The sequence below is a fragment of the Pseudomonas sp. Lb2C2 genome (assembly GCF_052112205.1).
Taxonomy (GTDB): domain Bacteria; phylum Pseudomonadota; class Gammaproteobacteria; order Pseudomonadales; family Pseudomonadaceae; genus Aquipseudomonas; species Aquipseudomonas kilonensis.
Map to the genome: position 1 here is coordinate 123,478 of NZ_JAUTYW010000003.1, position 24,912 is coordinate 148,389.

Consider the following 24,912-nt stretch of genomic DNA (forward strand, 5'->3'; position numbering starts at 1 on the left):
CCCCTTTTTCATGCCCGTAGGAAAGCGGTCGCATGCAATACCTGTGGGAGCGAGCTTGCTCGCGATGAGGCCATGACATCCAACATCTTCTTTGGCTGTCAGGCCGCTATCGCGAGCAAGCTCGCTCCCACAGGGGGTTTGGGCGTTTTCGAGGAATGTATTTTTATGACGGTTTTGTTTCAAGCGATTCTTTAGCTGTGCAATGCTGGCGCCCGAACCGTTCGCCAACTACAGCTTAAGTACAAGAACGAAGAATGTGGCATCGTCAATTTGTTCCTTTGGGACGCTAACAGGGGGCTTCTCATGCTGACCCTGCTGAATTTGCTCTCCGCCGTCGCCCTGCTGATCTGGGGCACGCATATCGTGCGTACCGGCATCTTGCGGGTCTATGGCTCGAACCTGCGCCATGTCATCGGCCAGAACATGTCCAAGCGCTGGCTGGCGTTTATCGCGGGCATCATGGTCACGGCCATGGTCCAGAGCAGCAACGCCACGGCCATGCTCGTCACCTCGTTCGTCGGCCAGGGCCTGATGGCGCTGACCCCGGCCCTGGCGACCATGCTCGGCGCCGATGTCGGCACCGCGCTGATGGCACGGGTGCTGACCCTCGACCTGTCGTGGCTGTCGCCGCTGCTGATTTTCCTCGGGGTGATTTTCTTCCTCTCGCGCAAACAGACGCGCGCCGGGCAAATGGGCCGGGTCGGCATCGGCCTGGGCCTGATCATCCTGGCCCTGCAATTGATCGTCGAAGCTGCGGCGCCCATCACCCATGCCCAGGGCGTGAAAGTGATCTTCGCCTCGCTGACCGGCGACATCCTGCTCGATGCGTTGGTCGGCGCGCTGTTCGCGATGATCTCCTATTCCAGCCTGGCCGCCGTGCTGCTGACCGCGACCCTGGCCGGTGCCGCGGTGATCAGCCTGCCAGTAGCCATCGGCCTGGTGATCGGCGCCAACATTGGCAGCGGCGTGCTGGCGTTCCTCAGCACCAGCATGCAGAACACCGCCGGGCGCCAGGTGGCGCTGGGCAGCCTGCTGTACAAGCTGATCGGGCTGTTGTTGATCATTCCAGTGCTCGACCCGCTGGTGGGCTGGCTGGACAGCCTGGATTTCAGCCCCCAGGAAACGGTGATCGGTTTTCATCTGCTCTATAACACCGTGCGGTGCCTGGTGCTGCTGCCCAGCGTCGGCCCGATGGCCAGGCTCTGTGCCTGGCTGCTGCCGGAGCGGCCCGATACCAACGGCACGGCCAAGCCCCGCCACCTGGACCCCGCTGCCCTCGCCACCCCGAGCCTGGCGCTGGCGAACGCGGCCCGGGAAACCTTGCGCATCGGCGATCTGATCGAAAACATGCTCGAAGCCATGCTGGACGTGCTGCGCGGTGCGCAAACGGCGGTGACCCAGGACGTACGGCGCATGAATGACGACGTCGAAGCGTTGTGCAGTGCCATCAAGTTGTACATGGCGCAAATGCCCCGTGAGGACCTCAGCGAACAAGACAGCCGCCGCTGGGCGGAGATCATCGAACTGGCGATCAACCTGAAACTGGCCAGCGACCTTATCGAGCGCATGTTGCGCAAGGTCCAGCAGCAGAAGACCTCGCAACGTCGCTCCTTTTCCGAAGTAGGCCTGGAAGAGTTGGCGGGGCTGCACAGCCACCTGATCGCCAACCTGCGGCTGGGGCTGTCGGTATTCCTCAGTGCCGACCGGGAAAGCGCCCGTCAGTTGCTGCGTGAGAAACGTCGCTTTCGGGCGCAGGAACGGCGCATGGCCCATGCCCATGTCAGCCGCTTGCAGCGCAAGGTCGTGCAAAGCCTGGAGACCAGTTCCCTGCACCTGGAGCTGATCGCCGACATGAGGCGCCTCAATTCGCTGTTTTGCGGCAGCGCCTATGTGGTCCTGGAGACGGCCGAGATCGGCGCGCTGGCGGCGGATGAAATTAGCGACATTACCCATTCGCCGTGAACGACTGGCGCATTGGTCAGTCAGTAACAATGGCTCGGGCCTGAAAGCGTTCGCCGGCCCGCCTGCTCCCGTTGTCATGAAAAACGCATAGATTCGATAGGGGAGCGAGCCGACTCCGGGCGGCGATCCGCCGATGACGGCCTGCCCGGCACCATGGACCCCACTCAGTCGCCAGGAAGCCCATATGCGTTGTCTGTTGCTCGCCTTTCTTTTGCTCGGCTCACTGCCCGTGGCCGCCCTGGACCGGTTCCAGGTCGAAGGCTATATGTTGCCCAACGGCATGCAACTGCTGCTCAAGCCCGGCTCCGAGCGCGGGCATGTGGCGATCCGCTTGGTGGTCGGCGTGGGCCTGGACGACTTCAGTTGCGCCGACAAGGAACTGCCGCACTTGCTCGAACACCTGCTGTTCAGCGGCGTCGATGAGAGCGGTGAAGGCGGCCTGGAGGAGCGCATGCAGGCCTTGGGTGGCGAGTGGAATGCCTTCACGAGCAATGCCGACACCACGTTCGTCATCGAGGCGCCGGCACGCAATCAACGCAAGGTCCTGGATCTGCTGCTGGCGCTGTTGACCCGCACCCGCATCGATGAAAAAGCCCTGGAGGCGGCCAAGCGGGTGGTGGAACGCGAGGACGGTGGCCACTACACCCACCTGCAACGCTGGCTCGATCACCAGGACCTGGGCCACAAGGCCAGCAACCAGTTGGCGATTGAGTTGGGCCTGCGCTGCGCGGAACGGGCCGAGGTCGAGCGCCATACCCTCGCCCGCCTCGAACAAGTGCGCAAGGCCTGGTATGCGCCGAACAACATGACGCTGATCGTGGTCGGCGATCTCGACCGACTGCTGCCGGCCTATCTGGAACGCGCCTTTGGCGAACTCGAGCCGGTGGAGCCCAGCGCGCACGAGGCGTTGCCGCAGATCCGCTACAAGGCGGTCACCAAGCGCAACCTGATCCGTGGCCTGGCCGGCGACAGCGCCAAGCTTCATTGGCTGTTCCCGGAACCGGTGCTGGACGAGCAGCATGACGAAACCTTCGACCTGCTCAAGGACTACCTGGACTGGGCGCTCTATCGCCAATTGCGCCTGGCCCATGGCTTGTCCTACGGGCCGTGGACCGAACGCGAGGTGCTCGGCGGCGTCGGCTTCTTCAGCCTGAACGCCGACCTGTCCCGCGAAGACTTGCCCGAAGCCGAACAGGCGCTGGAAGAACTGCGCAAGAGATTGCTCAAGGATGGCCTGGACCCCGCCGATTTCGTGCGAATCAAACGCGCGGCCATTGCCCATCAGTCCTGGGCGGTTCAAGGCAACAGCGCACTGGCCGATTATTACTGGGGGGCCCTGGGTGACTATGAAGACGGCCGCTTCGCCAACCCGGCCCTGCGCCTGCAGGGGGTGAGCCTGGAACAAGCCAACGTGGCCCTGCGCGAACTGCTCAAGGACCCGGGTTACCTGCGCATCGAGAAGCCGTTGCTCAGTGACGATGAGCTGGTTTGGGGGATGGCTGGTTTGTTGGGGTTGCTATTGCTCGGGCTGGTGATGTGGCAGGTGCGCCGGCGGGCCCGACCAGAGTCTGGTTGATCCGCCCAGGACAACTCAAATCCCGTGGCGAGGGAGCTTGCTCCCGCTCGGCTGCGCAGCAGTCGCAAACCGGGCGATGCGGTCTACCTGGATAAATGCTGGGGCCTGCTTCGCAGGCCAGCGGGAGCAAGCTCCCTCGCCACAAAAGATCACCACGACACGCGTCGCGATCCTCGCCATGTCACCGCCCTGACGATACTCTGTCAGGGATATTTCCTACGACTTACTGTGAAAACACCGAATGCAAAACCTGACTCTCTACATTCAGCGCCTCCTTGAACTAATGAAGCGCTATCCAGGGGTCATTGCACTCGGTGGTTTCATTTCCGGGGTCGGCAGTTTCATGCTGGTGGACCGCCAGCAGGGCCTGGCGACCTGGATCGCCATCATGATGCTGGTGAGCTGGCTCTGGCTGATGGTCGAAAACAGCATGACCCGGCTGTTCACGCGGATTTTCAAACGGGAAATCCCCCAGCCGCTGCTGCGCTACGCCACGCAGATGATTCACCAGGAGAGCCTGTTTTTCGTCCTGCCGTTTTTCTTCATCACCACCACCTGGAACAGCAGCCAGCTGATTTTCACCGGCCTTCTGGCGATCGCGGCGCTGATCTCGATCACCGACCCGCTGTACTACAAATGGCTGGCGCCCCGGCGCTGGGCGTTCCTGGCGTTGCACACGCTGACGCTGTTCGCCGCCCTGCTCACCTCCTTGCCGGTCATCCTGCACCTGACCACCGACCAGAGCTTCAAGCTGGCGCTGGGCATTGCCATGCTGCTGTCGTTCCCCAGCCTGGCCTCGATCTTCCCGATCCGCACCGTGCGCAACGCCTTGGCGATCCTCTGCATCACGGTGGGGATTGGCGCCACCGGCTGGGTGCTGCGCTCCTGGGTGCCGCCGGCCACGTTGTGGATGACCGAAGTGGCGATCAGCACCCAACTGGAAGACCGCACGCCGGGCGCCAGCCTCAAGGAGGTCAGTGCGGCCCAGATCCGCGGCAGCGGCCTGTACGCCTACACCGCCATCAACGCGCCGCGAGGGCTCGATGAGCGGATTTATCACGTCTGGCAGTTCAACGGCAAAGAAGTCGACCGCATCGCCCTGGACATCCATGGCGGGCGCAAGGAAGGCTATCGCGCCTGGACCCACAAGCAGAACTTCCCGCAAGACCCGACGGGCAAATGGCAAGTGCGGGTGCTGACGGAAAATGGCCAGATGATCGGTGTGCTGCGTTTCACTGTGAACGCCGCCACACCCGAAGCAAAATAACGGTGGTCGTGCTATTAGGTAGCGCTGTTCAAGTCGAACGAGCATGGAGCTTATGACCCCCGGATCCCCCACTGGCACTGCCCGGCTGGACACGTCTCGCGCCCCGGCGCAGCTATGGGTCAGCGGCGACTGGACGCTGGCCCACTACGCGCAGCTCAAGCGCTTGAGCGAATCCTTGCGCGGCCAATACGACGAGAACACCCTGATCGACCTCAACGGCCTCGGCGCCCTCGACACCGCCGGGGCTTCGTTGCTGGTGGAACTGCTGGGCGCCGAACGGCTGGGCAAGACCGCCGAGCACCCCGATTGCAGCTTGCCGGCCGCCGAGCGGGCGCTGTTGCAGACGGTCTATTGCTCGCTGACGGACTTCTGTGTGCCGGTGAAAGAGCCGCAGGTCAGCGTGCTGACCCAGCTGCTGACGCGTATCGGCCGCGCCGTGGACAAAGTCTGGCAAGACACCCTGCAACTGCTGGGTTTTGTCGGCCTGATCCTCGAAACCCTGGCCCGCAACCTGTTTCGCCCCAGGCGCTGGCGCATGACCGCGATGGTCGTTCACATCGAACAGACGGGCCTGGACGCTGCTCCCATCGTCGCCCTGCTGACGTTCCTGGTCGGCGCGGTGGTGGCGTTCCTCGGCGCGACGGTGCTGGCCGACTTTGGCGCCAGCATCTTTACCGTGGACCTGGTGGCATTCTCGTTCCTGCGTGAATTCGGTGTGTTGCTCACGGCGATCCTCATGGCGGGCCGTACCGCCAGCGCGTTCACCGCGCAGATCGGCTCGATGAAGGCCAACGAAGAAATCGACGCGATCCGCACCCTGGGCCTTGATCCGGTCGAGTTGCTGGTGGTGCCACGGGTACTGGCGCTATTGGTGGCGCTGCCGATGCTGACCTTCCTGGCCATGCTCTCGGGCATTATCGGTGGCGGTGTCGTGTGTGCCCTGTCGCTGGGTATTTCCCCGGCCATGTTCCTGTCGCTGTTGCAGTCGGACATTGGCGTGCAGCATTTCCTGGTGGGGATGGTCAAGGCGCCGATCTTTGCCTTCCTGATCGCCGCCGTGGGCTGCCTGGAAGGTTTCAAGGTCAGTGGCAGCGCCGAGTCGGTCGGGGCCCACACCACGTCCAGCGTGGTGCAGTCGATTTTCGTGGTGATTGTGCTCGATGCCGTGGCCGCGCTGTTTTTCATGGAGATGAGCTGGTGAGCCAACCCCTGCGGCCGCCCACCGAGGCGGTGATTCAAGTGCGCGGCCTGTGCAATCGCTTCGGCCGCCAGAGCGTGCATGAGAACCTCGACCTGGACGTGTACAAGGGCGAGATTCTCGCCGTGGTCGGCGGCTCCGGCAGCGGCAAATCGGTGCTGCTGCGCAGCATTGTCGGCCTGAACCGGCCCAGCGAGGGTTCCGTGCGGGTGTTCGGCCAGGACTTGCCGAGCCTGCCTGCGGAGCAACGTTCGCGGGTGGAACGGCGCTTTGGCGTGCTGTTCCAGAAAGGCGCGCTGTTTTCGTCACTGACCGTGACAGAAAACGTCGCCCTGCCGCTGATCGAGCACGCCGGGCTCAGCCGGGCCGACGCCGAGCACCTGGCAGCGGTGAAGCTGGCCTTGGCCGGGCTGCCACTCTCGGCCGCAGACAAGTACCCCGCCTCGCTGTCCGGCGGCATGATCAAGCGCGCCGCCCTGGCCCGTGCGCTGGCCCTGGACCCGGACATCCTGTTTCTCGACGAACCCACCGCCGGCCTCGACCCCATCGGGGCGGCGGCGTTCGACCAGTTGATCCTGACGCTGCGCGATGCCCTGGGCCTGAGCGTGTTCCTGGTCACCCACGACCTGGACACCCTCTACACCATCACCGACCGGGTGGCGGTGCTGGCGCAGAAAAAAGTGCTGGTGGCCGATGTCATCGACAAGGTGTCGGAAACCGACGACGCCTGGATTCACGAATACTTCCATGGCCCTCGCGGCCGCGCGGCGTTATCGGCCGCTACACAATCCAACGAGGTTTGACATGGAAACCCGAGCCCATCATGTGCTGATCGGCCTGTTCACCGTCATTGTGGTGGCCGGCGCCCTGCTGTTTGGTCTATGGCTGGCCAAGTCCAGCGTGGACAGCGAGTTCAAGGATTACGAAGTGGTGTTCAACGAGGCAGTCAGCGGGTTGTCCCGGGGCAGCTCGGTGGAGTACAGCGGGATCAAGGTCGGCGACGTCGTCAACCTGCGCCTGGACCCGAACGACCCACGCCGGGTGCTGGCGCGGGTGCGCTTGAGCGCAGAAACACCGATCAAGCAAGACACCCAGGCCAAGCTGGCCCTGACCGGCATCACCGGCACCTCGATTATCCAGCTCAGTGGCGGCACGCCCCAGAGCCCGGCGCTGACGGGGCACGACGGCGAACCGCCAGTGATCATCGCCGCGCCCTCGCCTATCGCCCGCCTGCTCAACAACAGCGATGACTTGATGACCAGCATCAACCTGCTGCTGCACAACGCCAATGAGGTGTTTTCCTCGGACAACGTCCAAAGCCTGGGCAAGACCCTCGAGCATCTGGAACAAACCACCGGGGTCATTGCCGAGCAACGCGGCGATATTCGCCAGGCCATGCAGCAACTGGCTTCCATCGGCAAACAGGCCAGCGCCACGCTGGAACAGACCACGGCGTTGATGCGCAACGCCAATGGTTTGCTCAACGACCAGGGCAAACAGGCGTTCGGCAGCGCCGGACAAGCCATGCAATCGCTGGCCCACAGCACGGCAACCTTCGACAAGCTGCTGAACGACAACCGCGACTCGCTGAATAACGGCATGCAGGGCCTCAATGCCCTGGCGCCCGCCGTGCGTGAGCTGCGCGAGACCCTGAGCGCCCTGCGGGGGATCTCCCGGCGCCTGGATGCCAACCCCAGCGGCTATTTGCTGGGCAACGACAAGGACAAGGAGTTCACGCCATGAAGCCGTCCAATCGGTTTATCCGCCCTCTTCTCCTGCTGGCAGGATTTGTCCTGGTGGGCGGTTGCTCGATTTTGCCCAAGGCCGATCCTGCGGATGTGTATCGCTTGCCCGCCACCCAGGCCCCGGCATCTGCGGGCACGGCGGTGAACTGGTCGTTGCGCCTGGCCAGCCCGCAAGCCAGCGAAGTGCTCAACAGCCCGAAAATCGCGGTGATCCCCCAGGGCAATCTGTTCAGCAGCTACGCCGCCTCGCGCTGGAGCGACCCGGCCCCGGTGCTGTTGCGCAATCGCCTGCTCGATGGCTTCGCCCAGGATGGACGCGTCAGGCTATTGAGCGTCGCCGACAGCAACCTGCAAGCGGACCTGGAGCTGGGCGGGCAATTGCAGGCGTTCCAGACCGAATACCAGGGCACAGCGGCCAGCGTGGTGATTCGCCTGGACGCGCTGCTGGTGCGCGGGTTCGACCAGCGCATCCTGGCCAGTCGCCGGTTTGAAGTGCGCCAGCCGTTGAGCGATGTGAAAGTGCCGGCGGTGGTGGACGGCTTTGGCCGGGCCGGCGACCGGTTGACGGCCGAAGTGGTGGCCTGGACAGTGGAGCAAGGCCAGCGTTTCGCAACGCCGACCCAACCCTAGGGGCCGCCGGGCGACTCAGGTCAACCGAAGAACCAGTAGCAAACGCCGATGGCCGCCACCACCCCGGAGAATTCGGCCAGCAGCGCACACCCCACGGCGTGGCGCGCCCGCTGGATGCCCACGGCGCCGAAATAGACCGCCAGCACGTAGAACGTGGTCTCGGTGCTGCCCTGGATGGTCGCCGCCACCAGGGCCGGGAAGCTGTCCACGCCGGAGGTCTTCATGGTCTCGATCAACATGGCCCGGGCGGCGCTGCCGGAGAACGGCTTGACCATCGCAGTCGGCAAGGCATCGACGAAGCGTGTGTCCCAGCCGGCCCACTGCACCAGGTGCCGGATACCGTCGAGGCCAAAATCCAGCGCCCCCGAAGCCCGCAGCACGCCTACCGCGCAAAGCATGGCCACCAGGTACGGCAGCAACGTCTTGGCGACGTCGAACCCCTCCTTGGCGCCCTCGATGAAGGCTTCATACACCTTGACCTTACGCAGCGCGCCCACCACCAGGAACAGGATGATCAGGCCAAACAGCGTCAGGTTGCCGAGAATCGACGACAGCCCCGCCAGCGCCGTGGCCGAGAGCGTTGCCAGGAGCGCCATGAAACCGCCCAGCACCAACGCACCCGGAATCAGATAAGCCAGCACCACCGGGTCCCACAAGCGCAGGCGCTGCATGAACGCCACCGACAGCAGCCCCATCAAGGTCGAGGCGCTGGTGGCGAGCAGGATCGGCAGGAACACCAGGGTCGGGTCCGGCGCGCCTTGCTGGGCGCGGTACATGAAGATCGTCACCGGCAACAGCGTCAGCGACGAGGCGTTGAGCACCAGGAATAGAATCTGCGCATTGCTGGCGATGGTCGGGCTGGGGTTCAGATCCTGCAGCGCGCGCATGGCCTTGAGGCCGATGGGCGTGGCGGCGTTGTCCAGGCCCAGGCCATTGGCGGCGAAGTTGAGGGTGATCAGGCCGACCGCCGGGTGGCCGGCGGGCACTTCCGGCATCAAGCGCAAGAACAGCGGGCCGAGGGCCTTGGCCAGCCAGTCGACGATGCCGGCCTTTTCGGCGATGCGCAGGAAGCCCAGCCACAGGGTCAAGGTGCCGAACAGCAGGACCATCACCTCCACCGACAGCTTGGCCATGGCAAAAATGCTTTCCACCATGGCCGCGAAGATCCCGGCGTTGCCGCCGATCAACCACTGCGCCAGCGCCGACACGGCAGCCACGATAAAGAAGCCAAGCCACAGGCCATTGAGCATCAGTTAAATCCCCCGGAAGATGCCGCGAATGATAGCGGGGCTGGCAGAAACGACAAACCCCGGATTTCTCCGGGGTTTGCTTGGCATTGCGCAGGTGATTAACGAACCCCCTGTGGAAGACCCTGTGGGAGCTAAGCTTGCTCGCGATGGCGGTGGATCAGCCAACATCAATGCCAACTGATCCGACGCCATCGCGAGCAAGCTCAGCTCCCACAATGGATCTCAATTACTGGAAGTTTCCCCCGCCGGCAGCGGCTCCTTGCTGCGCCAGTGCGGCAGGGAGTTCCAGTAGCGCTGGCCCTTGGCATCGTCGTACATGCCTTCCCAGCGAGCGATGACCAGCACGGCCAGAGCGTTGCCGATGACGTTCAGCGCGGTACGGGCCATGTCCATGATGCGGTCGACGCCGGCGATGAAGGCCAGGCCTTCCAGCGGAATGCCCACGCTGCCCAAAGTGGCCAGCAGCACCACGAACGACACGCCCGGCACACCGGCGATGCCTTTGGAGGTGACCATCAAGGTCAGCACCAGCAGCAATTGCTGGCTGATGGACAGATCGATGCCGTACAGCTGGGCGATGAAAATCGCCGCGATGCTCTGGTACAGGGTCGAACCGTCGAGGTTGAACGAATAGCCGGTGGGCACCACGAAGCTGCAGATGGCTTTCGGCGCGCCGTAGGCTTCCATCTTCTCGATCACGCGCGGCAGCACGGTTTCGGAACTGGCGGTGGAGTAGGCCAGCACCAGCTCATCCTTGAAGATGCGCATCAGCTTGAGCACCGAGAAGCCGAACAGGCGGGCGATCAGGCCCAGCACCACAAAGGCGAAGAAGGCGATGGCGACGTAAACCAGGATCACCAGTTTTGCCAGGGGCAGCAGGGATGCGAAGCCGAAGTTGGCGACTGTCACCGCGATCAGGGCGAACACGCCGATCGGGGCGTATTGCATGATCATGTGGGTGACCTTGAACATGCTTTCCGACACGCCCTGGAACATTTTTACCAGCGGCTCGCGCAGGTCCGATTGCAGGCTGGACAGACCCAGGCCGAACAATACGGAGAAGAAAATGATCGGCAGCATCTCGCCACGCGCAACGGCTGCGAAGATGTTCGACGGGATCAGGTTGAGGATGGTCTGGATGAACGCATGCTCATGCTGGACTTCCGCCGCTGTGGCCTGGTACTTGGAAATATCCACCGTGCCCAGGGTGCTCATGTCGATGCCGCTGCCCGGCTGGAAGAAGTTGGCCAGCAGCAGGCCGACGACGATGGCGATGGTGGTGACGATTTCGAAGTAAAGGATGGTCTTGAGACCGATGCGCCCGAGCTTCTTGGCATCACCGACCCCGGCAATGCCGACGATCAGCGAGGAAATCACGATCGGGATCACGATCATCTTGATCAGACGGATAAAGATATCGCCCGCCGGTTGCAGCACGTTGCTGATCCACCAGGCCTTCTCGGCACTGAAATGGTTGAGCAGCGCGCCCAATGCAATCCCGAGCACCAGACCGATGAGGATCTGCCAGGCGAGGCTTAGTCGTGCCTTCTTCATATCGTTACCCTTACTTCAGTTGGACTCGGGCAGTGGCGCGAACAGATCGTCGATGACGAAAAACATTCGCGCCCCTGCCCCCGTATAAGGTCACCCCGAGCGCGTTAGCGGCTTACTGGCAGGCGAAAAAAGGCGCAACTATTGCGATGCACGGGGGGCTCGTCTAATGCCGTAAACGCCTACCCTATGCCGAATCGGCATGAGAATTTGCAAACGAAACCCGCCTCCCAAGCAGTTCGAACACGACATTTATGCAGGCATAAGTGCCGTGAACCGGCCATTTCAGCGTAGCTGGGCTTTCTCTCGCAACGGTGGGGGACCGATGAAACGACCGCGAATCGAGACGCGGCCCATGGGAGAAATTGCGCCGGCATTCTCCGATATACGGTCAGGAAAAGGGGGATAAATCGGCGGGAGGAGACAATATGCCGCATCGCCGGGCGGCTCGCGGCGCCCAATCAGCCAACCGCTCTGGCGCAGACATCTGCCGACATAAAGCTCTACGCAAGTTCGCCAAGCCATGCTGGCTTTGCGAACCTGCGTCGCAGCTTTTACCTGACCCGGCCCTTTCGCAGGCACCCCTTGTGCCCGTAGGTCACTCCGACGCTCATCCGTCAGAACGTCCCGGCCCCCTGGTCATGCACCGGCCCTCCTCGGGCTGTGCAGAAGAGAAAAGCAGGGCTGCTTTTCCCCTTTTTCAGAATCAGTACCAGTTCGGATCTTTCTTGAGTTGTTCCATTAACAGTTTCTGCATACCTTCATCGGGCTTGCCGAGGAACCGGTAGTTGGCATGACGGGTCGGGGACTTGTCGGCCGGCAGCCCCGCAGGGACTTCCACCAACAGGGCATAGGCCTCGTCCTTGTCGAAACTGAAGGCGACGAACAGGCGTGCGCTGCGACACGTCGCCTGGGTTTCGCACAACGGTCCCACCAGGTACTTGTCGCCATCTTCCTCCACAGCATTCATCTGCTGCGAATCGCCTGACAGGTTCATCACCCATTCGGGCAGGCGCTCTTCTTTTTTAACGACGTGCTGCCAGGTCTCGCGATATTGCGGGTCGGATTCCAGCAACTGGTTGACGCGCATCTGTCCATCATTGGCAGCCATTGCCATGGCACTGCCGCCCAGCAATAGGGCGGCGGCCAGTCCTTTAAATGAAACGCTCATGGTCAGCCTCGGCCACGACGGCCAAAGAAGAAGGAAGCAATGAACATCACCAGAAACACGACAAAGAGAATCTTGGCGATGCCCGTGGCGGTGCCTGCGATACCACCGAAGCCCAGTACGGCGGCGATGATGGCAATGATCAGGAAGGTAATTGCCCAGCTCAACATGGTGATTCTCCTTACGCTTTTCTACTTAGTGAGGGTGTGGCGGTGATGGTTCCGGCACGATGGACGACCGGTTCATCGGGTTAAAACACCCAGCGCTCTTCACGCGGCATGTCGGTCACGGGCTGAGCCTGATCGACATCCAACATGCGCATTGAAGCGGCTGCTTCTTTGAGGCTGCTGACAGCGCTGAAATGGGTTTGCGGAGCACGCTGAATCGACACCTGCGGCGCTTCCGGTTGTTGACGCTCGTGCCAGAGCAACCATTGCTGGCCCGTTACGAGGGTGACCAGCAGCGCCAAGGCAGCCCATAGGCCCTGCTGGATGTGCAGGGAAGAGAGGCGCAATTGGGCGGCACTTTTAAAGTGGGCGGCGCCAAATTGAGCGGCACTTTGACGATTCATCCTGGAATTCCTCCCCACCGGGTGCGGTGATCTGGTTGAGGCGCGCGAACGCCACGTTGACCAGAGCATTGCAGCCTGCGTGCCAGGATTTTTTGTCAGCAAAATACCTTTAAAATCAGTAGGTTAATAAATAAACGCACAACACTGGGAGCGCATCCTGCACGATGGCTCACATGCGGGTCGTGCGTATTGCACGAACGAAGGAGAAAAGACGTTAGATTGTTTTTGAATTGCCTGTCAGACACAGCTGTCGGAATGAGCGATGCGAACCGTCCGAACCAGACGAATCATAAAAAAAGGAACTCAAATCAGGCTTTTAGGAGTCAGACGTCCACAGGGCCATTCTCGGTGGGTAATATCCCCTCAGAATCGACCATGCAACTTGCCCGATTTTTCTGACACTAACCAACATCATTCATTAAAGGAGCGTAGGAAAAATGGAATCCGCCACTGAGCATCAAGGCCGCATTCTGCTGGTAGACGACGAGTCCGCCATCCTGCGTACGTTCCGATACTGCCTGGAAGACGAAGGCTATAGCGTTGCCACCGCCAACAGCGCCGCGCAGGCCGACGCACTGCTGCAACGCCAGGTGTTCGACCTGTGTTTTCTCGACCTGCGCCTGGGCGAAGACAACGGCCTGGATGTCCTGGCGCAAATGCGTATCCAGGCCCCCTGGATGCGGGTGGTCATCGTCACCGCCCACTCGGCGGTCGATACCGCGGTCGATGCGATCCAGGCCGGGGCCGCCGACTACCTGGTCAAGCCGTGCAGCCCCGATCAATTGCGCCTGGCGACCGCCAAGCAATTGGAAGTACGCCAACTGTCGGCAAGGCTTGAAGCCCTTGAAGGGGAGGTGCGCAAGCCCAAGGACGGTCTCGACTCCCACAGCCCGGCGATGAAAGTCGTCCTGGAAACCGCGCGCCAGGTCGCCAGCACCGATGCCAACATCCTGATCCTCGGCGAGTCCGGCACCGGTAAAGGCGAGTTGGCCCGTGCGATCCATGCCTGGAGCAAGCGGGCGAAAAAGTCCTGCGTCACCATCAATTGCCCGTCACTGACCGCTGAACTGATGGAAAGCGAATTGTTCGGCCATAGCCGGGGGGCCTTCACCGGCGCCAGCGAGAGTACGTTGGGGCGCGTCAACCAGGCTGACGGCGGAACGCTTTTTCTCGACGAGATCGGCGATTTTCCCCTGACGTTGCAACCCAAGTTATTGCGTTTCATCCAGGACAAGGAATACGAGCGGGTAGGGGACCCGGTCACGCGCCGCGCCGATGTGCGGATTCTCGCCGCGACCAACCTCAACCTCGAAGACATGGTGCGCGACGGACGCTTTCGCGAAGACCTGCTGTATCGCCTGAACGTCATCACCCTGCACCTGCCGCCACTGCGTGAGCGCGCCGAAGACATCCTGACCCTGGCCGACCGCTTCCTGGCCCGCTTCGTCAAGGAATACGCGCGCCCGGCCCGGGGCTTCAGCGACGAAGCGCGCGAAGCGCTGCTAGGCTATCGCTGGCCGGGCAACATCCGCGAACTGCGCAACGTGGTCGAGCGCGCCAGCATTATCTGCCCGCAGGAAAAAGTCGAAATCAGTCACTTGGGCATGGCCGAGCAGCCGGTCAACAATGCCCCGCGCATCGGCGCCGCACTGAGCCTCGACGAACTGGAAAAAGCCCACATCGGCGCGGTGCTGGCCACGGCCGACACCCTCGACCAGGCGGCCAAGACCCTGGGTATCGATGCTTCCACGCTGTATCGCAAACGCAAGCAGTACAACCTGTGAGCGACACCTTATGAAACTGGCGATGAAGCTGCGCACACGACTGTTTCTCAGCATCTCGGCCCTGATCACCGTGGCCTTGCTGGGACTGGTGCTTGGCCTGGTCAGCGTGATGCAGATGGCCAATACCCAGGAACAATCGGTACGCGACAACTTCATTCTTCTGGACCTGGGCCTCAAGCTGCGCCAAACCCTCGGCGATCAGTTGATCATCATGCTCGATGACAAGCCCGACCTGGCTGCGCTGGAGGCGTCCAAGCAGCAATACCTGGCGTTGATCGACGAGGGCATCGCCCACGAACGGCAATTGGACGATTCAGCGGTCAGCTTCAGCCGGGCCAAGGCCGACTACATGGAGTTTCTTGAGGCCTTCAGCGCGTCTCGCCAGCAGCCGAGCCAGCTCACGGGCATCAAGGACCTCACCGAAAAATTCAACGTGCTGCGCAATGGGCTGATCGAGGGCTATCGCCAGGCCCTGACCAACATCAGTGAAACCCAGGACCGCGCCCGTGAACGGGCGATGTTGATTTCCGGGCTGCTGGGGCTGGTGGGGTTGGCGGTGCTGATCATCGGTTTCATCACGGCCCATGGCCTTGCCCGGCGTTTCGGGGCGCCGATCGAGGCACTGGCCGCAGCGGCGGACGACATCGGCCAAGGCAATTTCGAGGTCACGCTACCCGTTTCCTCGGCCGCCGAGTTGAATCTCCTGACCCGTCGCTTCGGGGTCATGGCCGAGGCCTTGCGCGAGCATCAGGCCACCAACGTCGATGAACTGCTCGCCGGCCAGCAACGTTTGCAAGCCGTGCTCGACAGCATCGACGACGGCTTGCTGATGATCGACCGCCAAGGCCGGCTGGAGCACCTCAACCCGGTGGCCCAGCGTCAATTAGGCTGGGATGAGGAACGCCTGGGCCAAGGGCTCGGCGAGGCGCTGGGACGCCTTGAGCTGGATGAAGAGCTGCACCTGGTGCTGCGCGGTGGAACCCTGGAGCGCGCGCCGGAAGACCTGAGCATCGAAGTCGACGGCGAGTCGCGGGTGCTGACCTACAGCCTCACACCAGTCAGCCATACCCAGGGCCACATCCTCGGCGCGGTCATGGTGCTGCATGATGTGACCGAGCAGCGCGCCTTCGAACGGGTGCGCAGCGAATTCGTCTTGCGTGCCTCCCATGAACTGCGCACGCCCGTGACGGGCATGCACATGGCGTTCGGCCTGTTGCAGGAGCGCCTGCATTTTCCAGAGGAGTCGCGCGAGGCTGACCTGCTCAACACCGTCACGGAAGAAATGCAGCGGCTGATGCAGCTCATCAATGACCTGCTGAACTTCTCTCGCTACCAGAACGGCCTGCAGAAGCTGACCCTGGCACCTTGCTCCATCGACGAGCTATTGGAAGCGGCCCGGCTGCGGTTCGCCGAACAGGCCCAAGCCAAGGATATCGAGCTGCTCGTGGCGATCCAGGGCCCGCTCCCGCGACTGCATGCCGACGCTGCGCAACTGGATCGAGTGCTCGATAACCTGATCGACAACGCCATGCGTCACACCGGCGAGAACGGCCAGATTCGCCTGCAGGCCCGGCGCCATGGCGAGCGGGTGATCATCAGCGTCGAAGACAACGGTGAAGGCATTGCCTACGGCCAGCAGGGACGGATCTTCGAACCTTTCGTCCAGGTCGGACGCAAGAAAGGGGGCGCCGGCCTCGGCCTGGCGCTGTGCAAGGAGATCGTCCAGCTCCACGGCGGGCGCATGGGCGTTTATTCAAGGCCGGGGCAGGGCACGCAGTTCTACATGGCGCTGGCGGTCTGAGCTCACGGCCTGAGCGGACTCAGGCTTCGTCATCGAGGCGGCGTCCACGCAGGCGCCGCCCACGGGTAATCAATTCAATGAGCTGCACCGCGCTGAGGGCATGGGCGAACAGCCAGCCCTGGCCGAACTTCACCCCTTCGCTGCTCAAATAGGAAGCCTGGGCTTCATGCTCGATGCCTTCGGCGATCACCTTGAGTTGCAGGGCGTGGGCCATGCGAATGATGTGCGGGGCCACGCCGCTGCTGGCGGCATCGTGGCCCAAGGCGTCGATGAAGGCCTTGTCGATTTTCAGGCAGTCCACCGGCAGGGTTTGCAGGTAGGCCAGACTGCAATAACCGGTGCCGAAGTCGTCGATCAACACCTGATGTCCGACGTCGCGCAGCGATTGCAGGTTGTCCCGGGCGACCAACACATCGACCAGCCCACGCTCGGTCACTTCGAAGGCAATCTGGTGCGCCGACACGCGATGCAGCGCCAGCAGGCGGGCGATCACTTCGCCAATACGCGGCACCATCACGTCGCAGGCCGCCAGATTCACCGAGATATACAGCTGCGGATTGGCCCGCAACAGCTGGCCCAATTGATCGAACAGCCGCTGCAGCACGAAATCGGTGATCTGGCGGATCTGCCCGGTGTTCTCGGCCATCGGGATAAACAGGTCCGGGCTGGTCAGGGTGCCGTCCGGTCGTCGCCAGCGCAGCAAGGCTTCGGCACCGACGCAGTTGCGGCTGCTCAAGTCGAAAATCGGCTGGTACAGCACCTGCAACTCACCGCGCCGGATAGCCCCGTGCAGTTCGGCATCCATGGACTGGCGGTGGCGCGCCAGCAGAAACACCTGGAAACCAATCCCCAGGCCCAGCACCAGGCTGACGGGCAGCATCCACCAGGCATTGGCCGGAATATCAAAAACGTTGCGCCGAGCGATCAGCACCAGTTGATATTCCGGGCTGTCGGTGGGCATCCGATAGATCAGCCGGGTCGGCGTCACTTGCAGGGCATTCTGGCTTTTCGGTGGCCAAGGCTCCGCGGGCGGCCAATGTTGATCCGTGCCCAACACGGGAATGGCTCGTTCACCGTGGTCCAGGACCACCAGCAGGCTGCTGCCCGGGGGCAGATCGACCACGTCGGCCAAATGCCCGCGGGAGGTGGCGACTCGAAAGTTGCCGCGCCCCAGCATTAACGCCGCGCGGTCTTCGTTGGGTTCGGTGGTGGTATTGAGCCAGTAACTGTAGGTCGGCCCTCGGAGGTCGGGTGGGCGGGTCACCGACAAGCCAGTCTGGCGCGGGCGATTGGAACAGACACCACTGCCATCGATATACACCGCTTCATAGACGAAACGGTAATTGAAGCTGACCTCGCGCAAGGTCGCGATCATGTCATCGTCGCACCCGCGCAGCGGCTGGTTTTGCAGGTCGTCGAGGCTTTCACGCAATTGCCCGAAAAGTTGTTCCAGCCGTTGCAGGAAGCGCTCGCCCTGGGCATTCATCTGGTCGCTTTCACGCTGCTGGATCTGCTGCACGACCACAAACAGACTCCCCGCCAGCAGCAGGACGGTACTCAGGGCAGCCGCCATCATCGCCAGGAAAAGGGGGCGATGGAGCCAGCTCTGCAGGGTTTCGCGGGCAGCCGTCATCATGGGTAATCCGAAAGTTACCAATGAGTTATAGCTTCTGATTTGGATTTGGCCCGATTAGTCGGACGGGCGTCATTATTTTGTCTGGTTGAGCACCTGCAGGATCGCCGCGCTTTGCGCGTCCGGCGTGCCATCGAAGCGGGTCGGCCGGTAGTGCATCTGGAAGGCGGCCAGCACATGATGGGTGGCCACGTCCCATTCGCCGGTCTGGGGCGTCGGGTAACCGAGGCGGGCCAGCTCGGCCTGGAACCAACTGGCAGGTGGCAACTGTGGCGCGAAGACGGCCTGTTGGCGGGCGACGGCCTGTTCATCCGGCCACACCCCCAAGCCGGCTTGCGCCAGGCGCTTCCAGGGGAACAGCGGGCCCGGATCGAGCTTGCGCAGGGGCGCGATATCGCTGTGGCCAATGATGCTGCGCGGGTTGATCCCGTTGCGCTGGATGATGTCCTTGAGCAAGACGGTCAAAGCCTGGACCTGGGCTTCGCTGTAGGGATACCAGAGGCGTCCGGTGGGCGTGTCGACAAACCCCGGATTGACGATTTCGATGCCGATGGAACTGGAATTGAGCCAGGTCCGGCCTTCCCATTCACTTTCCCCGGCGTGCCAGGCGCGTCGACCTTCATCCACCAGCTTATAGATGGTCGCGTCTTTATCATCGCCGATCAGGTAATGGGCACTGACTTCGCCATGGGTCAGCAGGGCCAGTGAGTGCTCCAGGGAAGCCGAGGTGTAATGCACCACCACGAATTGGATGCGGTTGTCATGGTTGACGGAAGGGTGGCTGGTGTCGAGCCGCGGGCCGCTGGTGCAGCCGGCCAGGATAAATAAAGCAACAATGAGCGAAAAAAATTTCATGGCGGAAGGCATTACACGCTGGAAGTAATGCAACAGTGTAACGTATCGCCTCGCGATGATCCGGTGCGCGCGACGATATTAAACAAATTGGAACAATTAGCCCTCAGCCCAATTCTATGCGGTTGCGCCCGGCATTTTTCGCGCGGTAAAGCGCCTGATCGGCCCTTTTAAGCACCGAGTCGCTGTGTTCGCCCGGCTTGAAGGCCGTCAGGCCAATGGATACCGTCACCGTCACCGGTTCGCCCTTGAAATGGAAGGGACAGGCTTCAATGGCCAGGCGCAGCGCTTCGGCCAGCTTGGCGCCGGCAGCCAGGGGTGTATCGGGCACCAGCAGGATAAATTCCTCGCCGCCAAAACGCGCAATGAAATCGCCGCCACGCAGGCGTTTACGCAGGACCGAGGCGATCAGTTTCAACACCCGGTCACCGGCCAGATGGCCGTAGTTGTCATTGATGCGCTTGAAATGATCAAGATCGAGCATGGCCAGCAGCAAGCTGTTGCCGTGCCGTTGCCACTGGACGACTTCATGCTCGAGACGTTCGGACCAGGCGGCGCGGTTGGGCAGCCCGGTGAGCGGATCGACCAATGCCTTTTGCCGCTGCTCCTCAAGATTCTCCCGCACGACCTGGGCGTCCTGTTCCATCAACGCGACGCGATCGGCCAGGCTTTTCAGGCGAGCCGAAACTTCCTGCTCGCGTTGATCACGTTGCTGGCGGTGTTGGTCCATCGTGCCGAGCAAGCCTTCGAGATGATTCTCGAGCACCTGCTTGAGGCCTTCCAGGTCATCGGCTTGTTGCACGCTGCTTTGCAGGCCGTCCACCTGTTCGCGAATCTGGGTGTCCATTTCCCGGGAGGCCGACAGGTTATCGGCGTGGTCTTCACTGGCGGCCTGCAGGCTGCTCTGGAATGACTCAAGCCGATCGTTGAGGCGCTGCAGGTACGCTTCGAACTCATGCTGGCCGGTGTCGGTGATGGCCAGCATCAGTACCGCCAGATCATCGAGGATCGGCAGCAATTCGTACCAGTTCAAGCCATTTCGCAACCGCTCACGCATGGCTTCGGCTTGTGGCCGATGGCGCTCGGGCAAGGTCAGGTCGCCCAACAGGCCCAACAACGTGTCTTCGATATGCTTGGCGACCGAGCTGTACGACGGCTCCGGCGAGTCGGGCAGGGCGTACTGGGCGTCAGCCACATCAATGGCTTCCAGAGGCTCGGCGGGCTCCGCTGGGGGCAGCGAGGGATCGGGCAGGGCCTGTGCAGGCTCCTCGGGCATCAGTTCGTCGGGATTCTCGAGCGGGGGTGCCGCTACCGGGAGTTCGTCCGCGACCAAGACTTGCAGCGGCGCGGGCTCGGTGGCTTCGTCCGGTTCGCTGATCGGTTGAACCACTTCGGCTACAGGTGTTGGAGCGGGCGTGGGGTCTGGCTCGATCTTCGGCGCAGTCATGGCAACCGGTTCGGGCGTCATCTCCAACGTTGGTGCTTGCTCCGCGACCGATGGCTGCGGTGCTGGTGCTGGTGCTGGTGCTGGTGCTGGTGCGACAGATTCTGCGTCCGTTGCCGGCTCCACGGCTAGGGGCAGGGCCGTTTCTGAGGCAGGCGCCACGCCGGCCTGGGCAGGTTCGGGGAGCAGGGGCGTCGCTTCCTCATGGCCTTGGCCGCCGAACAGCCGTTGCAGCAGGCCGGGCCGATTCGGTTCGACAGGGGCGTCCAGGGCACTCAGTGCCTTGCCTTGCAAACCGCTCAATTCGCTGAGCAACAGCGGAATCTCCCGGGACTGGTTGGCCCGATCCTCCAGTTGCTTGGCGAACTTCTTCAGCGACCGGCTGACTTCTTTGGGCAGCGGCAGGCTCTGCAACTGGGCAACCAGGGCCGTCAACGCGGCGCTCGTCTGCTCCACCCGGGTTTCGCGACGCTGCTCGGAATCGAGTACGGCTTTCTCCAGGCGCGGCAGCAGGGCGGCGAGGCCAGCATCCATGTCATCGGTGCGCACCACCTCGCGCATCTCTTTCATGCATTGATCGACAGCCCGGTCAGTGCCCTCGGCGGCCAGGGTGCTGCGCACCAGGCCACGCCGCAGCAAGTCGAGCCGAGCCGCCCAACGGCGCTCAAGCTTTTCCTGCTGTTCGATACTCTTGAGGTACTTCTCTCTCCAGCGTTCGGCGTCGTCGCTCATTCATCGGATCCGCGAAGGGCAGTACTCAGCGCGGGGAATGCATCGGCCGTGAGCGAACCAGGCAAACGAATTTCTACCGCGACCGGCAGGTGATCGGAAATGGGTTGAGCCAGCACCTCGACGCGTTCGAGGGTCAGGGTCGGGCTCAACAAAATATGGTCCAGGCAGCGCTGGGGGCGCCAGCTGGGGAATGTCGCTTCCAGTTGTGGAGCGAGCAGGCCGAGATCGCGCAGGGGCGAAGTCTGCAGCAAATCGGTGGCGTGGGTGTTCATGTCGCCCATCAGCACCTGGTGCTTGTAGCCGCCGATCAACTCGCGAATGTACGCCAGCTGCATCGTCCGGGTACGCGCCCCGAGCGCCAGGTGCATCATGACCACGACCAGCGCCTCGGGACCTTCGCCGAAACGCGCGAGGATCGCCCCGCGCCCCTTCGGTCCGGGCAGCGGATGGTCTTCGATCGCCCAGGGTCGCAGGCGACTCAACACACCATTGCTGTGCTGGCCGAGGCGTCCTAGGTTGCGATTGAGTTGCTGGTACCAGTAGGGAAAGGCGCCCAATTGGGCCAGGTGTTCCACCTGATTGACGTAGCCTGAGCGCAAGCTCCCGCCGTCGGCCTCTTGCAGGGCCACCAGGTCGAAGTCCTTGAGCAGGTCGCCGATTTTCTGCAGGTTACCGGCACGCCCGGTGTGCGGCAGCAAATGTTGCCAGCCGCGGGTCAGGTAATGCCGGTAGCGCTCGGTGCTGATGCCCACCTGGATATTGAAGCTGAGCAGCCGCAAGCGGCTGTCGCCAGGCAGGCCCGTGGACGTGACATGATGCTCGTTGACCCGCGGTTCATGCAGGCCAACGATGCGTTCGGTGCTCCAGCGGGCCATGGGCGGAGGCCGCGCTTAGTTGGCAGCAGCCTTGGTGGCCGCTCGCTCTTTGGCGATCAGCTGGTCGGCCAGTTGCAGCGCTTCATTTGCGCCACCGGCAGAACCGATATCAAAGCGATATTTGCCGTTGACGATCATGGTCGGTACGCCAGTGATTTCGTATTTTTTCGCCAGCTCGCGGGCCTTCTTGATCTGGCCCTGGATGGCGAAGGAATCGAAGGTAGCGAGGAACTTGTCCTTATCGACGCCCTGGGTGGCGAGGAAGTCCGCCATCTCATCTTTCTTGACCAGCTTCTTGCCTTCTTTCTGGATCGCGTTGAATACCGCCGCGTGAACCTTGTGCTCGACGCCCATGGCTTCGAGGGTCAGGAACATCTGGCCGTGGGCGTCCCATGGGCCACCGAACATGGCGGGGATGCGCACGAAGTTAACGTCCGAAGGCAGTTTCTCGACCCATGGGTTGATGACCGGCTCGAAAGCGTAGCAATGCGGGCAGCCGTACCAGAACAGCTCCACGACTTCGATCTTGCCAGGCGCCGCCACCGGAACGGGGTTGGTCAATTCGACATAGGGTGCGGCGGGCTTTTCAGCGGCTTGGGCAGTTACGCCGAACAGGCTGGCGGCGACGAGCGCGGCGCTGATGATCAGATTACGCATGCTTTACTCCTGGACAATGAGGGGGCCTCGCGAGACCTGTTTCTAAGACAGGCCGTGGCGGGTTCAAGTTCTCTAGTGTAACGGCAGCGGCCACAAAAAAGGGCGGCCAAAGCCACCCTTTTGATGCTCGCATCGACAGATTAATCGAGCGTTAACGTTGCAAGCGGTGTATCCCCTTGCAACGCCCGCCCAACGGCCTTAGTGCAGGCCCTGGATGTAGCTCGAGACTGCCGCGATATCTTCGTCGCTCAGCTTTTTGGCGATGCTCTGCATCGGCTTGGTGTCGCCATCATTGGTCCGGCCGCCTTCTTCCTTGCGGAAGTCGGTCAGTTGCTTGCCGACGTACTGGGCATGCTGGCCGCCCAGGTGAGGGAAACCGGCAGCGGCGTTGCCCTTGCCGTCAGGCGAATGGCAACCGGTGCAGGATGGCAGGCCCTTGGCCAGGTCACCCCCACGGAACAGTGCTTCACCGCGGGCCACGAGTTTCGGATCGGCGGCGCCGACACTGCCTTTCTGGCTGGCGAAATACGCCGAGATGTCCGCCAGGTCCTGATCGCTCAGGTTGGTCAGCAGGCCGGTCATTTCCAGCACCGTGCGCTTGCCGGACTTGATGTCTTGCAGTTGCTTGTTCAGGTAACGCTCGCCCTGGCCCGCCAGTTTCGGAAAGTTGGGCGCCATGCTATTGCCATCCGGGCCGTGGCAGGCCCCGCATACGGCCGCTTTCGCCTGACCGGCAGCGGCATCGCCAGCGGCGTGGGCTACGCCGGATATCCCCAAGGTCAACAGCAGACTCACGATCAGTTTGTTCATCAGCTAATCCAACTACGGCTAAGGGTTAAAGAGTTATGGACCGGGTTCACTCGCTCATCCACTGGATGATGGCTCGGTAATCCTCGGCACTGCAGTCCATGCACAAACCACGCGGCGGCATCGCCTTGAAACCCTGGGTCACGTGTTGCACCAGCGTCTCCATACCTTTCGCCAACCTCGGCGTCCAAGCTTCCTGATCACCCTTGCGGGGCGCCATGGGGAGTTGGCCGGAATGACAGGCACCACAAACACGGTTGTACACAGCTTCCGGATCCTGTGTAGCCTGAGCGCTGTAAAGCGGCATCAAGACACCGGCAGCTAGCAGCCATTTCGTCATAAAACGACCTTTTCAGGGTTGGGAACGAGCTGCGTTCTAATGCGCAATTTCGGTCGGTCGCTCCCGTGAGCTTCATCCTACGCTGGGACAAAGCGCACACAAAATCTGCGGCATTATATACTGGCGTCACTGAAACGGAAACGACACAGCTTGCCGCGTCCATTCCCGACGCCGCCCACATCGGAAATCCCATGCAACTGAAGAACCCCATCCTTGGCCTGTGCCAACAGTCCACCTTCATGCTCAGCGCCGCCAAAGTCGATCAATGCCCCGACGACGAAGGCTTCGAAGTGGCTTTTGCCGGGCGTTCCAATGCCGGCAAATCCAGCGCGCTGAACACCTTGACCCATGCAAGCCTGGCACGCACCTCGAAAACCCCGGGTCGCACACAGCTCTTGAACTTCTTCAAGCTAGACGATGAACGGCGTTTGGTCGACCTGCCCGGCTACGGCTACGCCAAGGTACCGATCCCGCTCAAGCAACACTGGCAACGCCACTTGGAAGCCTACCTGGGCAGCCGCGAGAGTTTGAAAGGCCTGATCCTGATGATGGACATCCGCCATCCGATGACCGACTTCGACCTGTTGATGCTCGATTGGGCGGTCGCCAGCGGCATGCCGATGCACATCCTGTTGACCAAGGCCGACAAGCTCACCTACGGCGCGGCCAAAAATACCCTGCTCAAAGTGCAGTCGGAAATTCGCAAAGGCTGGGGCGACGCGATCACCATCCAGCTGTTCTCCGCGCCCAAGCGCATGGGCCTGGAAGAAGCCTACACGGTGCTGGCCGACTGGATGGAATTGGCGGACAAGGGCAGCGAAGAGGCCGAGTAAGCCAAATCGCAGGCAAAAAAAACCCCGGACTTCTTATGGGGAGGGGGAAGTTCGGGGTCCAAGTTCCGGACCGCTAGGGCGGGGTCCAGATATCTGCCAACACTTAACACAACATAGGAGCATTGAAGGGCTTCACCAGCCATTCAAAATCTCTGAGTGGCAATTCACGGGTTTAGTTCAGATTATTTTTGGAAATAACTGTAGGAATCTTCAGAGCTAATGCAGCCGCGCCTGGG

22 protein-coding genes are annotated in these 24,912 nt (G+C 62.1%); 10 read left to right on the plus strand and 12 right to left on the minus strand.

Annotation, left to right across the window (positions count from 1 at the left end; translation table 11 throughout):
• Nucleotides 1–303: 303 nt before the first annotated feature.
• From Q7F16_RS08905 to Q7F16_RS08935, 7 genes are all read left to right on the plus strand, one after another.
• Nucleotides 304–1,962 carry a Na/Pi cotransporter family protein gene (locus Q7F16_RS08905; protein ID WP_046063419.1) on the plus strand — a complete coding sequence of 553 codons (1,659 nt, stop codon included), beginning with the start codon at nucleotides 304–306 and terminating at the stop codon, nucleotides 1,960–1,962.
• A 184-nt stretch (nucleotides 1,963–2,146) separates the two neighbouring features.
• The gene (locus Q7F16_RS08910) at nucleotides 2,147–3,538 is read left to right on the plus strand and encodes a M16 family metallopeptidase (protein ID WP_409555670.1); all 1,392 of its coding nucleotides are present in this window, start codon (nucleotides 2,147–2,149) and stop codon (nucleotides 3,536–3,538) included.
• Between the two features lie 241 nt (nucleotides 3,539–3,779).
• A complete protein-coding gene (locus Q7F16_RS08915; RefSeq protein ID WP_095962180.1) occupies nucleotides 3,780–4,805 on the plus strand; it encodes a DUF5924 family protein in 1,026 nt (341 codons plus the stop codon).
• 52 nt (nucleotides 4,806–4,857) lie between these two features.
• Nucleotides 4,858–6,006 carry an ABC transporter permease gene (locus Q7F16_RS08920; protein ID WP_046063417.1) on the plus strand — a complete coding sequence of 383 codons (1,149 nt, stop codon included), beginning with the start codon at nucleotides 4,858–4,860 and terminating at the stop codon, nucleotides 6,004–6,006.
• Nucleotides 6,003–6,806, plus strand: a complete 804-nt coding sequence (locus Q7F16_RS08925; protein WP_046063416.1) for an ABC transporter ATP-binding protein — start codon at nucleotides 6,003–6,005, stop codon at nucleotides 6,804–6,806. Before Q7F16_RS08920 ends, Q7F16_RS08925 begins: the two co-directional genes overlap by 4 nt.
• Before the next feature lies 1 nt (nucleotide 6,807).
• Entirely contained in the window at nucleotides 6,808–7,746 is a 939-nt protein-coding gene (locus tag Q7F16_RS08930) for an MlaD family protein (protein ID WP_079301401.1), read from the plus strand.
• Entirely contained in the window at nucleotides 7,743–8,378 is a 636-nt protein-coding gene (locus Q7F16_RS08935) for an ABC-type transport auxiliary lipoprotein family protein (protein WP_046063414.1), read from the plus strand. The genes Q7F16_RS08930 and Q7F16_RS08935 overlap by 4 nt, the downstream gene beginning before the upstream one ends.
• A gap of 20 nt (nucleotides 8,379–8,398) precedes the next feature.
• Here Q7F16_RS08935 and Q7F16_RS08940 read toward each other — a convergent pair whose 3' ends face one another.
• From Q7F16_RS08940 to Q7F16_RS08960, 5 genes are all read right to left on the minus strand, one after another.
• Nucleotides 8,399–9,628: a nucleoside recognition domain-containing protein gene (locus tag Q7F16_RS08940; RefSeq protein WP_014335830.1), complete on the minus strand. Its 1,230-nt coding sequence runs from the start codon at nucleotides 9,626–9,628 to the stop codon at nucleotides 8,399–8,401.
• Nucleotides 9,629–9,850: 222 nt separating this feature from the next.
• A complete protein-coding gene (gene gltP / locus Q7F16_RS08945) occupies nucleotides 9,851–11,182 on the minus strand; it encodes a glutamate/aspartate:proton symporter GltP (RefSeq protein WP_079301404.1) in 1,332 nt (443 codons plus the stop codon).
• A gap of 703 nt (nucleotides 11,183–11,885) precedes the next feature.
• Entirely contained in the window at nucleotides 11,886–12,350 is a 465-nt protein-coding gene (locus Q7F16_RS08950; RefSeq protein WP_014335828.1) for an inhibitor of vertebrate lysozyme family protein, read from the minus strand.
• A 2-nt stretch (nucleotides 12,351–12,352) separates the two neighbouring features.
• Nucleotides 12,353–12,517, minus strand: coding sequence for a DUF1328 domain-containing protein (locus tag Q7F16_RS08955; protein ID WP_003177151.1), 165 nt, complete (start codon nucleotides 12,515–12,517; stop codon nucleotides 12,353–12,355).
• An 80-nt stretch (nucleotides 12,518–12,597) separates the two neighbouring features.
• Nucleotides 12,598–12,918, minus strand: coding sequence for a hypothetical protein (locus tag Q7F16_RS08960; RefSeq protein ID WP_046063412.1), 321 nt, complete (start codon nucleotides 12,916–12,918; stop codon nucleotides 12,598–12,600).
• 437 nt (nucleotides 12,919–13,355) lie between these two features.
• Here Q7F16_RS08960 and algB point away from each other — a divergent pair, with 437 nt between their 5' ends.
• Entirely contained in the window at nucleotides 13,356–14,702 is a 1,347-nt protein-coding gene (gene algB / locus Q7F16_RS08965) for a sigma-54-dependent response regulator transcription factor AlgB (RefSeq protein WP_018602742.1), read from the plus strand.
• Between the two features lie 10 nt (nucleotides 14,703–14,712).
• Complete coding sequence (locus Q7F16_RS08970; protein WP_409555671.1) at nucleotides 14,713–16,503, plus strand: ATP-binding protein; 1,791 nt, start codon at nucleotides 14,713–14,715, stop codon at nucleotides 16,501–16,503.
• A 19-nt stretch (nucleotides 16,504–16,522) separates the two neighbouring features.
• Here the strand turns inward: Q7F16_RS08970 and Q7F16_RS08975 are convergent, their stop codons facing one another.
• From Q7F16_RS08975 to Q7F16_RS09005, 7 genes are all read right to left on the minus strand, one after another.
• A complete protein-coding gene (locus Q7F16_RS08975; protein WP_172436036.1) occupies nucleotides 16,523–18,136 on the minus strand; it encodes an EAL domain-containing protein in 1,614 nt (537 codons plus the stop codon).
• Between the two features lie 75 nt (nucleotides 18,137–18,211).
• Nucleotides 18,212–18,991 carry an N-acetylmuramoyl-L-alanine amidase gene (locus Q7F16_RS08980; RefSeq protein WP_046063409.1) on the minus strand — a complete coding sequence of 260 codons (780 nt, stop codon included), beginning with the start codon at nucleotides 18,989–18,991 and terminating at the stop codon, nucleotides 18,212–18,214.
• A gap of 103 nt (nucleotides 18,992–19,094) precedes the next feature.
• Nucleotides 19,095–21,164, minus strand: a complete 2,070-nt coding sequence (locus tag Q7F16_RS08985) for a GGDEF domain-containing protein (RefSeq protein ID WP_409555672.1) — start codon at nucleotides 21,162–21,164, stop codon at nucleotides 19,095–19,097.
• Nucleotides 21,161–22,039 carry an endonuclease/exonuclease/phosphatase family protein gene (locus Q7F16_RS08990; protein WP_046063407.1) on the minus strand — a complete coding sequence of 293 codons (879 nt, stop codon included), beginning with the start codon at nucleotides 22,037–22,039 and terminating at the stop codon, nucleotides 21,161–21,163. The genes Q7F16_RS08985 and Q7F16_RS08990 overlap by 4 nt, the downstream gene beginning before the upstream one ends.
• Before the next feature lie 15 nt (nucleotides 22,040–22,054).
• On the minus strand, nucleotides 22,055–22,696 hold the full coding sequence (locus tag Q7F16_RS08995; protein ID WP_018602751.1) for a thiol:disulfide interchange protein DsbA/DsbL: 642 nt from the start codon (nucleotides 22,694–22,696) through the stop codon (nucleotides 22,055–22,057).
• Between the two features lie 198 nt (nucleotides 22,697–22,894).
• Entirely contained in the window at nucleotides 22,895–23,506 is a 612-nt protein-coding gene (locus tag Q7F16_RS09000) for a c-type cytochrome (RefSeq protein WP_014335820.1), read from the minus strand.
• Nucleotides 23,507–23,552: 46 nt separating this feature from the next.
• Nucleotides 23,553–23,843: a c-type cytochrome gene (locus Q7F16_RS09005; protein ID WP_003196231.1), complete on the minus strand. Its 291-nt coding sequence runs from the start codon at nucleotides 23,841–23,843 to the stop codon at nucleotides 23,553–23,555.
• A gap of 191 nt (nucleotides 23,844–24,034) precedes the next feature.
• On the opposite strand from Q7F16_RS09005, the gene yihA reads away from it, so the two are divergent.
• Nucleotides 24,035–24,676 carry a ribosome biogenesis GTP-binding protein YihA/YsxC gene (yihA, locus tag Q7F16_RS09010; RefSeq protein WP_003196227.1) on the plus strand — a complete coding sequence of 214 codons (642 nt, stop codon included), beginning with the start codon at nucleotides 24,035–24,037 and terminating at the stop codon, nucleotides 24,674–24,676.
• Nucleotides 24,677–24,912: the final 236 nt, after the last annotated feature.